At 59.2% G+C, this 14045-nt stretch carries 11 protein-coding genes and 2 pseudogenes; 1 reads left to right on the top strand and 12 read right to left on the bottom strand.

Features of this window, described 5'->3' with window-relative positions; translation table 11 throughout:
- Positions 1–286 precede the first annotated feature (286 nt).
- From CKW38_RS05315 to CKW38_RS30595, 6 genes and pseudogenes are all read right to left on the bottom strand, one after another.
- Positions 287–1240, bottom strand: coding sequence for a D-2-hydroxyacid dehydrogenase family protein (locus tag CKW38_RS05315; RefSeq protein WP_095112081.1), 954 nt, complete (start codon positions 1238–1240; stop codon positions 287–289).
- 13 nt (positions 1241–1253) lie between these two features.
- On the bottom strand, positions 1254–2303 hold the full coding sequence (locus tag CKW38_RS05320) for an alpha/beta fold hydrolase (RefSeq protein WP_007918137.1): 1050 nt from the start codon (positions 2301–2303) through the stop codon (positions 1254–1256).
- Positions 2304–2390: 87 nt separating this feature from the next.
- The gene (locus tag CKW38_RS05325) at positions 2391–2825 is read right to left on the bottom strand and encodes a YqaA family protein (protein WP_095112200.1); all 435 of its coding nucleotides are present in this window, start codon (positions 2823–2825) and stop codon (positions 2391–2393) included.
- Positions 2825–3271, bottom strand: coding sequence for a DUF411 domain-containing protein (locus tag CKW38_RS05330; protein WP_095112082.1), 447 nt, complete (start codon positions 3269–3271; stop codon positions 2825–2827). Before CKW38_RS05330 ends, CKW38_RS05325 begins: the two co-directional genes overlap by 1 nt.
- Before the next feature lie 315 nt (positions 3272–3586).
- Positions 3587–4114, bottom strand: a pseudogene (locus tag CKW38_RS30590) (methyl-accepting chemotaxis protein); the annotation flags it as partial.
- Between the two features lie 333 nt (positions 4115–4447).
- Positions 4448–5578: pseudogene (locus CKW38_RS30595) on the bottom strand (cache domain-containing protein); the annotation flags it as partial.
- Between the two features lie 384 nt (positions 5579–5962).
- Between CKW38_RS30595 and CKW38_RS05340 the strand changes: the two are divergent.
- A complete protein-coding gene (locus tag CKW38_RS05340; protein WP_007918129.1) occupies positions 5963–6490 on the top strand; it encodes a hypothetical protein in 528 nt (175 codons plus the stop codon).
- Between the two features lie 70 nt (positions 6491–6560).
- Here CKW38_RS05340 and CKW38_RS05345 read toward each other — a convergent pair whose 3' ends face one another.
- The 6 genes from CKW38_RS05345 to CKW38_RS30135 form a co-directional block, all read right to left on the bottom strand.
- Entirely contained in the window at positions 6561–7475 is a 915-nt protein-coding gene (locus tag CKW38_RS05345; protein WP_095112084.1) for a GNAT family N-acetyltransferase, read from the bottom strand.
- Entirely contained in the window at positions 7463–8764 is a 1302-nt protein-coding gene (locus CKW38_RS05350; protein ID WP_095112085.1) for a phenylacetate--CoA ligase family protein, read from the bottom strand. Before CKW38_RS05350 ends, CKW38_RS05345 begins: the two co-directional genes overlap by 13 nt.
- A gap of 43 nt (positions 8765–8807) precedes the next feature.
- Positions 8808–11204 carry an acyl-CoA reductase gene (locus tag CKW38_RS05355; protein WP_095112086.1) on the bottom strand — a complete coding sequence of 799 codons (2397 nt, stop codon included), beginning with the start codon at positions 11202–11204 and terminating at the stop codon, positions 8808–8810.
- 1 nt (position 11205) lies between these two features.
- Positions 11206–12336, bottom strand: a complete 1131-nt coding sequence (locus CKW38_RS05360) for an acyl-protein synthase (protein ID WP_095112087.1) — start codon at positions 12334–12336, stop codon at positions 11206–11208.
- 11 nt (positions 12337–12347) lie between these two features.
- Positions 12348–13595, bottom strand: coding sequence for an MdfA family multidrug efflux MFS transporter (locus CKW38_RS05365; protein ID WP_095112088.1), 1248 nt, complete (start codon positions 13593–13595; stop codon positions 12348–12350).
- A gap of 275 nt (positions 13596–13870) precedes the next feature.
- The gene (locus tag CKW38_RS30135; protein WP_007918111.1) at positions 13871–14011 is read right to left on the bottom strand and encodes a hypothetical protein; all 141 of its coding nucleotides are present in this window, start codon (positions 14009–14011) and stop codon (positions 13871–13873) included.
- Positions 14012–14045 lie beyond the last annotated feature (34 nt).

Below are 14045 nucleotides of genomic sequence, written 5' to 3' on the forward strand. Positions count from 1 at the left end.
TAAATTGTTCGACAATCGGTTGGCTGTCAGCACCAACCTTGCTTTTGAGAAGCAAACGCACCGACGAAGTGCAGGTTTTTCTGCGAGGGAGGGCCAAAACGGTGACTGGACGGTCACGATTTTGTGCTAGCGGGAAGGGCGGTTGCACTGTTGTGGTGCGGGCAGTTTGTTGATCGGCTGACACAGACAACACCTGTAGGAGCTGCCGAAGGCTGCGATCTTTTGATTTTGCGTTTAAAAGCGAAGATCAAAAGATCGCAGCCTTCGGCAGCTCCTACAGTGGGGGTTAATTTAACGCACGAATTGGATTACCAGCCGCCCATCCCTGAATATCCTCGATCATCTGCGAAAAGAACTGTTCATAGTTCTGCCGACTGACATACCCCACATGCGGAGTCGCCAAGACATTGTCGAGTGTGCGAAACGGGTGCATGTCCGGCAACGGCTCGTGTTCGAACACATCCAGCGCTGCCCCGGCGATGTGCTGTTTCTGCAAGGCCTTGATCAGCGCCGCTTCATCGACAATCGGCCCGCGCGCGGTGTTGACCAGCAGCGCCGTCGGCTTCATCCAGCCCAGCGCCTGCGCATCGACCAGCCCGCGAGTGCGCTCGCTGAGCACCAGATGCACCGACAACACATCGGCCTGCTCGAACAGTTCCTGCTTGTTCACGTAGGTCACGCCAACCTGCTGCGCCCGTTCGGCTGTGAGGTTTTCGCTCCAGGCGATGACCCGCATGCCGAACACCTGACCGAACTGCGCAACGCGCTGGCCAATACTGCCGAGACCGAGAATGCCGAGGGTCTTGCCATGCAGATCGCCGCCCAGTCCTTGCTGCCAATGACCGGCGCGCAGGGCATTCGCCTCATTCACCAGATTGCGCGTGGCCGCCATGATCAGCGCCCAGGTCAACTCCGGGGCGGCGTGCTTGTAACTGTCGGTGCCGCAGACCTTGATCCCCAGCCTGGCGGCCGCTTGCATATCCAGCGCTGCGTTGCGCATGCCGCCGGTGACCAGCAACTTGAGATTGGGCAAACGCTTGAGCAAGTCTTCGTCGAACCGCGTGCGCTCGCGCATCACGCAAATCACCTCGTAGCGGCCCAGCCGTTCGGCCAGTGTGGCGTTGTCGGCCGGGTAATCGTGTTCAAAGGTCACTTCACCGAGGCTATCGAGCACTGACCAGTCGACCACGTCGCGGGCCACGTCCTGCCAGTCATCGATCACTGCAATCTGCACCGCCATCAGCCTTACCTCATCAACGCACGGGATTGGATGTATTCAGCCAGTCGAGCAGGGCCTTGTGGAACTGCGCCGGTTCTTCCATTTGTGGCGCGTGGCCCATGCCGGGAAATTCCACCAGCGTCGACTGCGGGATCAGCTTGGCAACCTGTTTGCCAAGCACCTCATAGTGGCCGATTTTCGCCTTCACCTCAGGCGGTGCGAGGTCCTTGCCGATGGCTGTGGTGTCTGAGGTGCCGATCAGCAGCAGGGTCGGCATCTTCAAGTCCTTGAACTCGTAGTACACCGGCTGGGTGAAAATCATGTCGTAAATCAGCGCCGAGTTCCACGCCACTTGCGTCTTGCCCGGGCCTTTGCTCAGGCCGGCGAGCATGTCTACCCAACGGTCGAATTCCGGTTTCCAGCGGCCGTCGTAATAGGTGGTGCGTTCATAGTCGCGAATGCCCTGGGCGCTGACTTTCAGCTCGCGCTGATACCACTGATCCACGGTGCGATAGGGCACGCCGAGGGCCTTCCAGTCTTCCAGACCGATCGGGTTGACCAGTGCCAGTTGCTCGACCTGCTCGGGAAACAGCAAGGCGTACCGGGTGGCGAGCATGCCGCCGGTGGAGTGGCCGAGCAGGGTGGCTTTTTGAATGCCCAGCGCTTTGAGCAACTGCTGAGTGTTGGTCGCCAGTTGCTGGAAGCTGTACTGATAATTGTCGGGTTTGCTCGAGGTGCAGAAGCCGATCTGATCCGGCGCGATCACCCGGTAACCGGACTCGCTCAAGGCCTTGATCGAACTGTCCCAGGTGGCTGCGCAAAAATTCTTGCCATGCATCAGCACCACGGTGCGGCCATTGGCCTTGCCGTGAGCGGCGACGTCCATGTAACCCATCTGCAGGGATTTACCCTGGGACTGAAAGGCAAAGTGTTTAAGCGTGTAAGGGTATTCGAAGCCTTGCAGCTCCGGGCCATAGGCCGGGCCTTCCGGCGCGGCTTCGCTTGGCGTTGCGGCCTGTGCCGACAGGGGCAGGGCGGCGCAAAGAAACAGGCCGGGTAGCCAACGGGAAAACATGACAGACATAAGGTCAAACTCCGTTTGAAATCGGCCGATGCTGGAATGACTGGATTATGCCGACGTTAAACACAGGCAATCACTGCGCCTGATCGTTCAACCCAGCCAGCCCAGCGTCAGCAAGGCCAGCACACCATAGCGTGCAGCTTTGGCCAGGGTAACGATCAATAAAAACCGCCCGAGCGGTTCACGCATGACGCCGGCAATCAGTGTCAGCGGATCGCCAACGATCGGCAACCAGCTCAGCAGCAACGACCAGTGGCCGTAACGCTCATAGTGTTTGCGCGCCCGGGCCATGTGCGCGGGGCTGACCGGAAACCAGCGCCGATTCTGAAAGCGCTCGATGCCACGGCCCAGCCACCAGTTGACCAGCGAACCGAGTACGTTGCCCAGCGTCGCCACGGCGAGCAGACCCCACAGCCAGTAGCGTTCGCTGACGATCAAACCGACCAGCAATGCCTCGGACTGCAGCGGCAACAGGGTCGCTGCACCGAACGCGGCAAAGAACAGCCCGAAGTAGGCGGCGCCGATCAATGGGCCGGGTAGTCCGCCACGACGACGTCAGCGCCATTCTTCTTCAGGCCGATAACCTGATAAGCATCGCTCATGCCGTCCATTTCCATGCCCGGCGAACCCATCGGCATACCCGGTGCGGCGACGCCGAGCAGGTCGTCACGCTTGCTCAGGGCCAGCACTTGTTCTGCCGGCACATGACCCTCGACGAATTTGCCGTTGATGATTGCGGTGTGGCACGACGCCAGGCGCGGCGGTACGCCATGTTGTTGCTTGAAGCTGCTCATGTCGCTTTCGACGTGGTCTTCGACCTTGAAACCGTTGGCTTCGAGGTGGCTGATCCATTTTTTGCAGCAGCCGCAATTGGCGTCACGATGGACTTCGATGGGGATCAGATCGGCGGCTTGCGCCAGGGAGGTAATGAACAGGGCGCTCAGGGCGACCAGACGCAGGTGGGTACGCATAGCGGATTCTCGGCTCGGGTGACGATCAGAAAAGAACGCATTTTGACCGGTTTTTGCCGCCTGGCATCAACGCAATGTTTCCAGTTGTTGCGAGACGGGCTGGCAGGATGATCGTAGATCAAGGCTGACAGGTTGCTGAGCGCGAGATGACAAAGTTGTCAGGTGGCAATTGTGTGAACACCGTCGAACCTTGTGGGAGCGAGCCTGCTCACGAAGGCAGTGTGTCAGGCACTGGATGCAGTGACTGAAAGGACGCTTTCGCGAGCAGGCTCGCTCCCACAGGGGTTATCTGGTTTGCAGAAATTCCTGCATGAATCAGCGGACTTTGAAGCGCCCCATGATCGCGCTCACCCGGCTGTTGGCTTCGAGTAACTGATGGGTATTCAGTTCGCTGGCTTTGCCGCTCTGCACCAGCTCATCGACCATGTGACGGATCTGCACCATGCTGCGGTTGATCTCTTCGGTCACGGCGCTTTGCTGCTCGGCGGCAGTGGCGATCTGCGTGCTGAGGCTGTTGATGTGGCTGACCGAACCGGCCATTTCATCCAGACCGGAATTGACCCTTGCAGTGGCGTCGGCAGCCGACTGGCAACTGGCCTGGGTGTTTTCCATGGCGCTGACCGACGAGCTCACGCCTTGCGTCAGGCGCGTCAACATCTCGTTGATTTCCGAGGTGCTGGCCTGCGTGCGCGCGGCGAGGGCGCGGACTTCATCGGCAACCACGGCAAACCCGCGGCCCTGTTCACCGGCGCGCGCTGCTTCGATTGCGGCGTTGAGCGCCAACAGGTTGGTCTGCCCGGCAATCGCACCGATCACCCCGAGGATTTCAGTGATGCGCTGAGCGTCCTGCTGCATGTTTTCAACTTTGTGTGTGGCACTGGCCACTTCATCGATCAGCGCCACCACGCTGTTGGTCGCTTCGCCCACGACCACGCGGGAACGGTCGGCGTTTTCGTTGGCGCGCTGGGTGAACGCGGCAGTTTCGGCGGCATTCTGCGCAACGCTTTCTGCTGTCGAACTCATCTCGGTGATAGCGGTAACGGTCTGATCGGTTTCCGAGGCATGACGCAGCAGGATCTGGCTGGTGTGCGCCGAGGTGCGTTGCAGGTTGTCGAGGCTCGATGCCATGGCGCCGGTGGCTTGGGTAACTTCGCCGATCATGTTTTGCAGGTAGGCAATAAAAGTGTTGACCGAGTGACCGATGGCGCCGAGTTCATCTTCAGCGCGAATGGTAATGCGCCGGGTCAGGTCCGCATCGCCGCTGGAGAGCAAATCGATGTTGGCTTTCAACGCTTTCATGCGCTGCACCAATTGGCGAATCGCGTAGACCTGCAGCAGCACCAGCAGAATCACCAGCGGAATCTGCAACAGGCTCAGGGTGCTGAGAACGTCATCACGCTGGGCCGTGAGCATTTTCGTTGGCAGGGCGCTGGCGAGGAACCACGGCGTGCCTTCAATCGGGCGCATGAAGAAGGTGCTGGCTTCGCCGTTGTTATCGAACTCGATGCGCTGCGCCTGATCGCGGTTCTGCAACGCGGCTTTGACCTGGCTGGCGAAGGTCGACGTGCCGGCCAGTTCGCTGATGTTCTTCAGCACGATCGGGCCACTGATGCGCGAGCTGTTACTGATGATCTTGCCGTCGGCCTCAATGATCAGCATTTCGGCGTTGAGGTCTTTTTCCTTGCGCGCCACCAGATCGTTGAAGAAGCCGAGGGTGACGTCAATGGTCGACACGCCCCACGCGCTACCGTTTTTCTGGATGGCCATGGCGCAGTTGGTGCGCGGCTCGGCGCTGGCGTCATCCTTGTAAGCCGCCGCCCAGGCGCATTGGCCACGCGGTGTGGCCATGCCGCCCTTGTACCAGCTCTGGTCGTAATAGTTGGGGGCTGCGTCACTGTTCCAGAATGTATTCACCGCCAGTTTGCCCGAGGCATCGCGGTGCCAGAACGTGCTGAATTTGTTGCGCCCGGCTTCACGTTGCCCCGGCAAAGGCCAGATCCCGCCGCCGAATACCTTCAGCTCTGCGTACTGATCGACCAGACCTGGCAGCACTGTGTCGATGGCGGCGCTGTCGAGCAGCGGGATGGTCTGGGTGATGCTGCGCTGTTGCGCCTGCACTTTGTTCAACTCGCCCTGAATCTGCTCGGCGACTTCGGCAATGCGGTTGAGGACGACTTGTTCTTCTGTATGACGCAGCTTGGGGGCGACGAGTTGGCTGATGCCGACCACGGTCAACACCGACAACAGCAGGATGAACAGAACCAGAAACAGCGTGTAGCGAGCCTGAATAGTGCGGAATGCGGGCATGGAGACCGGTCCTTGAGCAGCGTTTCTTATTAGGGGCAGGGATAAAACAGTGCGGGTATTCACAGCGTATCGTCGTTGCGACGGGAAGCTTTAGGTACTTGCGTCCTAAAAAAACTGGGCGCCGATGACTGGTCGGTATCGGGTTCGATACACAAGCGCTGGTCATCGCCTGCGACTGGTTGAAAAAGCCATTTTCATTTCATTGTGATGACAGCTCTGGGTCAGGTTTTGCGGCGCGTTGCGCTTTTGTATCGAGAATGTACGAGAATTGTAAAAAAGTGCAGAAAGAGGTTGGTGCCATCAGTTCGCCCGCCGATACTCGCGCCCATTAATGCCGTTCAACACGGATATTTTTTTTATGTTCATTTCACAGGGAGTCTTCTCATGACGATCGGTATTGTCGGCGGCTGGGAGAGCAAAGCAGGCGTTATGGTTCGTAACACCGGCGCGAAAAAACAAGTGGCCCAGAGCATCAAAGTGCAGCAGATGCTGACCAAGGTCGGCACCAATCCCACCGCGCTGAATACCGCTGAAATGGACAAGCAGGGCATGCGCAAGGCCATCAAGGGCTTTGATCCTGCGAATGTTTCGGTAAAACAATTGGGAAATCTGAGCGAGATGCTGCGCAGCCGCGGGCTGATCTCAGAGATCACTTCGTTTACCTTGAAGAACGCCGGTGACAAGTTCGACCGTTTTGGCGTGACCAAAGATATCGATGCCAAATTCAACGCCCTGGAGTATTTCGCGACCCAGCTCGACGCCATTCAGAACAATGGCCTCAATGGCAACGCTTACGGCCAGAGTCTGATTCCAGAGTTCAAGAAAGCGATCTATGTTCTGCAGAACCTCAAGACCTACGGTGAAGGCAACGCCGCGAAACCGGTCGATGAAGGTGTCAAAGCCAAAGCTTGAGGCTGACCGTTTAGCCCGCTCAGCGCTTGAACGGGCTGGTTGATGTGCAAGAACCCGGCAACGCCTCGCTTCAGCGTGCTGCGACGTGTTGTTGAGCCTGATTATGCAGTCGTTGCAGGTGTGGGCAGCGCAGCTCCAGCGATCGGGCGCAATAGCCCCGATGAAACAACGCCAACCATCCAGCGCCCCGTTCATTCGGGGCAATCCCGGTGAAGACGAAGCCCATTGCCGAGAGGCTGTCCACGGCGCTGGCGAAACCGGTTGCCAGCCTGAGTCTGATCGAGACCATCCAGTGTTCAGGCAGTCGTCGTAGCTGTTGAAGCAAGCCGGCGTCGAGTTTCTTCAGCACCACGTCATAACGCCCGAAAGCGTGTTCGATCTGCATCGGCGGCCCCACCCAAGTTGCTTCTTTTTCCTGCACCCCGTGTACCTCGCACAAATGCTCCATGAATTCGCGACAGCTTTGTGGCCACGGCAATGCCGGGAGCGGGCGGCGGTAGCCATCGATAGGGGTGTAGCCGATGACAATCGACTCCGGCAGTGCTTCGCCAAACGGCGAGGGCACATAGTCGAGCAATAACCCACTGCTGCAAAAGCCGAGCCGGTCAGCCATGCGTTGGGTATAGGCGTGCTGCGTCACCTGTTTGATGGTTACACCATGGCATCCCAGCGCCTGCGCATGGATCAACAATCGAATGCCCAACTGGGTGGCGATGTTCTGCCCGCGGGTCGACGGATGGACCACGCTCAACGCCAGTTCTGCCGTATGCGATCCCGCGTTTCTGCACAACGTGGCGTGGCCGAGGATTTTTTTTCCGGATTCCGCCACCAGTGAATGCCATCTCCCATCGCCATGGTTCTGGTTGATCATCAACGGCAAATACACGTGTGGCTGTACGTAATGGTCGCCATAGATTTCCCGGAACAAACGGCTGACGGCTCCGGCATCGGAGCGGCGATAGCTGCGCAGCGTCACGTTGTCCATGGGCGTTGCTCCGGACGTGGGGCGGCGTAGTCGCGAAGGTCGACGACGCGTTGGCGTTTGCCGGAGCGCGGGTGACGAGCGAGCTCATCGGCTGTGCAATAGGCGACCTGCAGCTCAAGCTGGCCATCAGCGCAGAGTTGTGCGATCAGCGGATAACGCTCGATCAAGGCGTTGTGCAAAGCTGTGCTGGCCTGAGTCGTTTCGGGTTTCAACGCTTCGGGCACCCATTTCAGACACACGATATCGACGTTTGCCGATTGGCTGATCACCAGTTGCCAGTCGTCGCTGACCGTGTTGCGCTGAATGATAGTGTCGATGTCGTCGATCAGCAGGGTCAGGCTGCTGACCCGTACGCGCTGACTGCTCATGCTGCGACCCATCAAGGCAAACTTGCGCATGCTCGCCGTGGCCGGCTCTCGCCAGCAGGCGAGATCACCCACGGGATAGCGGATCAATGGCATAAGCCGGCGGGTGAGGTTGGTGATCAGCAGGCGTCCGGTGCGATCGCATTCTTCAATCACTTCACCGGTGTGTTCATCGATAATTTCCAGCACGCTGTGGCTGGCGAGCATGCGGTGTTCGCCCAAGGCACAATCGCGGCTTGTGGCGCCGATGAACCCCGCGTCGACACTGGCGTAGCCGATGGAAGCGATCCGTGCGTTGGGGAACACTCGGTGCAACATCTGCAATTGCCCGGCGAACAGGCTCTCGCCGCCGTAAAGCACGCTTTCGACCTCGGCCAAGGTTTGCCCCTGGCGCTCCAGCACGCTGGCGAACGTCAGCAATTGCGCAGGCACGCCGGCCAGCACATTGATTCGGTGCTGGCGGATAGAGTCAGTCAGCAGTGTAAAGTCGACGTCGCCGGTGAATGGGTATTCGGTAATACCTGACGTTTCGTGTGCCAACGCGTCGTGGATAAAGATGAAACTGGCATACAGATCGCCGACAAAAAACAGATTTGCAACCCGGTCTCCCGGATTGAGTTGGCTCGCCAGATGGCGACCGAAGTCGCGCACAAGTGTCTGCCACTCCTCACGGGTGAATACCGAAAGTTTACCCGCGCTGGTGGTTCCACCGGTCTTGAACACGAGTGCGCGTTCAACCGTTGAAGTCAGTACTGGCCATTGATCGAGGTTATTGCTGCTGGCCCAGTATTGTTGCGGATCAATCGGCGGAAGTTGATCCAGTGTGCTGATCTGCGGCGCAAGGTCTTGCCAATGTCTGGCGTAATACGTTGAGTGTTCGCGGGCGAAGGCGAGCAACTTGCTCAGTTCAAGTGTTGTGTTCATGGGGGGCTCTTTAATTGTTCTGGTCATGGACGAAGTTGGACTTTCAGCGGCGAGCGTCGACCACTGCCGGTATCTTTCCGCTATGCCTGTTTCTGTCGAACTGTTGCGTCTCGCAGGTTTGCGTTTGCACCGTGAGCAGCCCGGCTCGCACAAGGCTCGTCAGCGTCGCGTAGCCTTCCAGTCGGAGGAGGATGTCGGCGGGGGCAGCGGGGCTGCGAACCAGCAGGCGTTCGAGGCCGTCAGGGGCGTGATCGAGGTGCAACTGAAACGGTGCTTGCAGGTGTCTGCCGAGTTCGTTCAGGCAGATGAAATCGCTACCGATACGCAGCAGCCTGCCGTGCCGTTGCAGCAGCTCGAACCGCGGGGAACTCAGCCCGCACGCGCAATCGCCGGGCAACCAGCGCCCTGTGTCGCCGACGTCATAACGCTGTACCTGCTGACCTTCGCGGGCTTTGGAAGTGAACAGTAAACGGCCGATTTCATTGCCAACGACAGGCACGTCCTCCTCCAGCGCGACGATTTCCAGATGCTGGATCGCGTCCATCAGATGAAACACGCCATCACCGGTCGCGGCGCAGGCATGTCCGCAGGGGCCGGCATCGACACTGCCGTACACCGCCGAGCGGATGCTGGCAACGCCACAGCGCTGCAACAGTTCGCGGCACTGCTCACTGATGTGTTCACCGCCGAGAAAGACTTTTTCGATGGCGCCATAACGGCTCAGACGCTGCTGTTCGTTGAGGAACAAGCGATGCAGGGAGCTGGGCATGCCGATCAGTACGGTGACCTGTTGTTCGATGATGACTTGTGCAATATCGCCGTAGTCATCGTCGGCGGGAGCACCCATTGGCAGGTGGCTGGCCCCCAATGTTTCCAGCACTTTGGCAAAGCTGAAGAAGCCGCCGTACAAACCGCCACTGAAGAACAGGTTCATCACCTTGTCGCGGCTCGGATCGAGACCCGCCGCAAACAACCCGTCGGCCGTTGCGCGTATTTGCCGTTGAAAATCGCGGTAGCTGTATCCCGCCAGCGCCGGTGTGCCGCTGCTGCCGCCAGAGCGGAAAAACAGTTGCGCCGCTGCTGTCGTCGGCCGCGCGATAAACGCTGCTTTGTCGGTGATCGCCAGGCCCGCCAGCGTCGGCTTGCAAGCTGGACGGTCGAGGGTCATGTGGGTGGGCAACTGCGTCGGTGCGACGCTGACCGACACCCGCCGACTCAGACGTTGTAGTGCATAGACGCCGTCGTGGGGTTCGCCATCGTAGCCATCATGGATTGCATCAATGGGCGCAATTCGGCTGACGCCGGCGGCAATCAATGTTCGCGACAATGCACCGATCTGCGCTTCGTCGCACATCAGTGCGCAGCTCTGTAAAACGTTGCGCCAAGGCAGCAGGTTTTGCGTCAGTCGCGCACGCGGCAGGGGTTTGAGCAGCACCGTGCGAAACAGCGGCGAGGGCGCAAGCAACTGATCATGGCTCCAGATCACTCGCCATCCCGGTGCGCTCCAGACCTGCGCCGTCACTGCGGAAAAACTCTGGCTCAGACGTGTCATCAGGGTGCGGGTGGTGATTTCGCTGGCTTCTTGAACCGTCGGGATCAGTGCCGGCCATTGTCCGGCGCGGCGCTCGAACGCCTTGGCCAATTCGTTGCCGATTGCTTGTAGAACAGCGGGGTCGTCGCTATCGACCAACAACCATTGCGGGCTGGAGCAGGCTTGCTGATCCAGTCGGCAGACCTCATCGACCAGTGCGTCCAGTGCCTGTGGCGAGGCCGCTTGCGGCGTCAGGTAGGCAAAACTGATGCGGTGCCCCCAGTCGATCCAGCGACATCCGGGCGGCAACTGTTGGTGGATCGCCTGCAGCGCCGCTTCGCCACCCCACGCCGAAACGCCGTTGGCCATTTTGCACAAACGGCCGATCTGCGCGGTCGCCACCGGTAACACCGCGACGTAATGGCGCAACTCACCGCTGGGGTCGCATTGCACCAGCGCGTGCAACAGGCGCGCCGTCAGGCCTTGGTCACTGCTGCTGGGCCGTAGCCAGTTGATGTTGCCGGCCAAGAGACTTTCAATCAGCGCGCAGCACGCCAGCAGCGGCGCGTTGGCTGGCGTGACGTGGACCACCAATCCCAGCGGACTCCAGCGCTCAAAGCGCGAATGCTGATAATCGACACGTCGCAGCGATTCAGCCTGATCGCCCAGTTCACGTTCAAGCTTGTGTTGCAGGGCGTGCGGCTGACAGAAGTCGATCAGCACCTGGCGTTGTTCATCGTCCAGCGGCAGCTCGGCGTTGTGCAATTGCCCTGCAAAATGTGCGGCGGCAGTCAGTACGGTGGCGCAGTCCAGCGGTGTACTCAGTCGTTGCGGCAATGTCTGCTGCACCAGTGCCAGTGCGTTATCGAGGTCGACATCTGCGTGCAGTTCTCCGTTGATCAGGTACATGTCAGTGTCCTCCCAGCAATTCGGACGCGGCCATCGCACAGCTTCTACCGGCCGTGGTGCCTGCGCGACCCTGCAGTTCGAACCAGTCACTGGCGAGGCCGCAATCACAACTCGACCCGGGATGCAGCGTCGCCAGATCGCTCATCACCACCGCGTGCGCCGGGCTGGACGAGATGTAGGGCGAGACGAATCCCAGCAAGCCCTGCTGACCGTAAGGCTGGATGGAAAAGTCCTGCGGATTGCGCACGTAAGCCTTGGCGTAAACGGGGACATGAAAATGATGCCGGGCACATTCGATATACGGCACCGCATGTTCGACCGCGCCGTAACCGTCGCGGCACTGCGAAACTTCGATGCCCAGTTGCCGGGCGATGCGCCCATACAGTTGTTGTTTTGGAACTTCCTCGCTGGATCGGGTTTTCCAGCCCCCGCCGAAAAACACCAGTGAAGCACTCGGCAGTTTCAGCGCAGGCACGCCGGTGGCCTGCATCTGCTGCAAGGTCTGCCAAAGAAACGCCGGGAAGCCGAAAATGCGCACGGGCAGGCCTTCTTCGGCGAACGCTTGCAGGGCCGCGATGACCCCGAACACATCGAACTGGTGGCCATCGCCGTTGCAGCGCAAGGCGTAGACAACGCGGTTGACGGGCGCAAAGCGGCAGAGGAATTGGTCGGTGTAGGACGTCCCCAGGGTGATCGCGCCCCGCGGTTCGTAGCTCAGCAGCAGGTAATTGCACGGCGTATCCGCTGAATGCCAACCGTAATGACTAAAGATTCGTTCAACCATGAACTGCGCGGCCGACAGACTGCGCGGGTCATAGCGCATGCGGCTTTTTTGGCCGCTGGTGCCGGACGATGTCAGTTCCAGGGCATCCTCCCCGGTGGGGCTGAGTAACAGTTGCTGCTTGAAAAAATTGGCCAGAATCGGCGGTAGCCGGGACCAGTCATCGAGGCTGTCCAGATCCTTCACGTCGAGGCCGTTGGCGTTCAGCCAATGTTCGTAGCCGGGCGTGTGCTGGCAATGAAAACGACTGATCTCGGTCATGGCCTGATCAAACAGGCCTGCTGGCACGGAATCCGGGCAATAGGGGTGTGGCAATGCGCAAAGCGCATCGCTGGCGGGGAAGTGATTCATTCAATAGTCCGTTATTGAGCAGTGGAGGAGTCGGGAGGTGTGCGTTGCAACAAACCGTGCAACAGGGGCAGGCACATCAGGCCGCTGAGGGCGGCGCAGAGTGCGAAGAGGTCGAGGCGGGCGCCACCGCCGATGGCGGCAATCAGTGAGCCGCCGAGCCCCATCACAGCAATCGAAATCATGCCGGCCAGCGCCGAAACCAACCCCTTGCTGTCGTCGCTGGCAAACAGCGCCAGCCGATACAGCGCAGCGTTGCTCATTCCCAGCCCGACTGCGTACAGCGCCAGACTGGCAACCACTGCGCCCAGTCCGGCACCTGACAGCGCGCAGGCAATCAACGCCACAAGGCCGAGACAAAAAGGCCAGAGCGCCAACCGGATCAACCGGGATAAAGAATGCGTAACCAGCAAGCGGTCGAGGATCAGATTGCCAGTGATGACGGCGGAAAAAACCGGAATCTGCCACAAGGCATATTCCAGCGGCATCAGCTCGAGCAGCTGCATCAGCAGCAATGGTGCCAGGCCGATCCAGGCGATCAGCGGCAGGCTCATGAGCCCCAGTGCGAGACTGGCAGCGAGGAAGCGACGATTACTCAAGAGAGCTCGGTAGCGTTGACCGGTCTGGCGCCAGGAAAAAGGCACGGCGGCTTGTACTTGCCCATCGCCGCGAGTGACCCCGACCGTTTCCGGCATGCAGACGAAAAGCCCCAGCCAGACCATTGATGCGGCAAAACCCAGGCCCAGAAACAGCTCGCGCCAGGATAGCCATTGCAGCAAGACAATACCCAGTAGCGGCCCCAGCAGCGGTGAAAGCAGGGCGATATTGCCGAGCAGCGCCATCAAACGCACCGCATCGGCCTCGCAGAATACTTCCTGAAGGGCGGGATAACTGACCGCGACCACGAAACCCAGGCCCATGCCTTGCAACAGTCGCAGCAGATTGAAGATTTCAATGCGCTGGGTGGCAAATGCACTTGCGCAGGCGATTGCAAACAATGCGCAGCCGATCAACAGTACCCGCCGCCGGCCCCATTGATCGGACAGCGGCCCAATCAGCCATTGCAGGCAGACTCCGCCAATCAGATACAGATTGAACGCATGGGGAACATGTCTGACGTCGGCCTGAAGTTCTGTTGTCACGGCCAACATGGCTGGCATGATCAAGTCACTTGCCATATACGTCAGAAGTTCAAAAGCGCTCAGCGCCAAACAAAACCCTAGTACTTGTCGCGGCCCGATTCTTATAAGTGTTCTCTGCATAAACGTCCCTGTTAGAGAGTAGAAGAAAGTTGCCAGAGACTAGTTGCAGAGGCGGGAGTGACCTATTCTTTTGCTGCGACATTAGATTTCAAATGCTTGCAACTTGTTTAGCCAGTCCGCTTTGCGTATCAGGTGAGTTTCAACTGCGCGGCAGCCGCCGTCGGCAAAAACAGAAAAGCCCGCAACAGGGCGGGCTTTGTTTGAAGTTGATCGGGCTTGTTGAGTTCCTGCCTCAATCTGTTCATGGGCAAGCGGGCAGGGCGAACAATCCTGTTCTAGCGATGTTGGTAATAACCAGGGCCACCCTGGTAATAACGGTGGTGATCGTCATGCCAGCCGCCGTGGGGGAAGATGATGCAGCCACTCAGGGTCAGCAGGGCAAGAACGGGAATCAGCCAGGTGATTCGACGCAGCATTTTGAAAATTCCTCATGGTTACGCCGTCATGAAG

The sequence above is a fragment of the Pseudomonas sp. Irchel 3H7 genome (assembly GCF_900187605.1).
In the GTDB taxonomy this organism is placed as follows: Bacteria; Pseudomonadota; Gammaproteobacteria; order Pseudomonadales; family Pseudomonadaceae; genus Aquipseudomonas.

What these genes read in the sequence shown, in the direction of transcription:
- CKW38_RS05315 (WP_095112081.1), bottom strand. Translation starts at nt 1,240, where the DNA reads ATGGCGGTGCAGATTGCAGTGATCGATGACTGGCAGGACGTGGCCCGC.
- CKW38_RS05320 (WP_007918137.1), bottom strand. Translation starts at nt 2,303, where the DNA reads ATGTCTGTCATGTTTTCCCGTTGGCTACCCGGCCTGTTTCTTTGCGCC.
- CKW38_RS05330 (WP_095112082.1), bottom strand. Translation starts at nt 3,271, where the DNA reads ATGCGTACCCACCTGCGTCTGGTCGCCCTGAGCGCCCTGTTCATTACC.
- CKW38_RS05340 (WP_007918129.1), top strand. Translation starts at nt 5,963, where the DNA reads ATGACGATCGGTATTGTCGGCGGCTGGGAGAGCAAAGCAGGCGTTATG.
- CKW38_RS05345 (WP_095112084.1), bottom strand. Translation starts at nt 7,475, where the DNA reads ATGGACAACGTGACGCTGCGCAGCTATCGCCGCTCCGATGCCGGAGCC.
- CKW38_RS05350 (WP_095112085.1), bottom strand. Translation starts at nt 8,764, where the DNA reads ATGAACACAACACTTGAACTGAGCAAGTTGCTCGCCTTCGCCCGCGAA.
- CKW38_RS05355 (WP_095112086.1), bottom strand. Translation starts at nt 11,204, where the DNA reads ATGTACCTGATCAACGGAGAACTGCACGCAGATGTCGACCTCGATAAC.
- CKW38_RS05360 (WP_095112087.1), bottom strand. Translation starts at nt 12,336, where the DNA reads ATGAATCACTTCCCCGCCAGCGATGCGCTTTGCGCATTGCCACACCCC.
- CKW38_RS05365 (WP_095112088.1), bottom strand. Translation starts at nt 13,595, where the DNA reads ATGCAGAGAACACTTATAAGAATCGGGCCGCGACAAGTACTAGGGTTT.
- CKW38_RS30135 (WP_007918111.1), bottom strand. Translation starts at nt 14,011, where the DNA reads ATGCTGCGTCGAATCACCTGGCTGATTCCCGTTCTTGCCCTGCTGACC.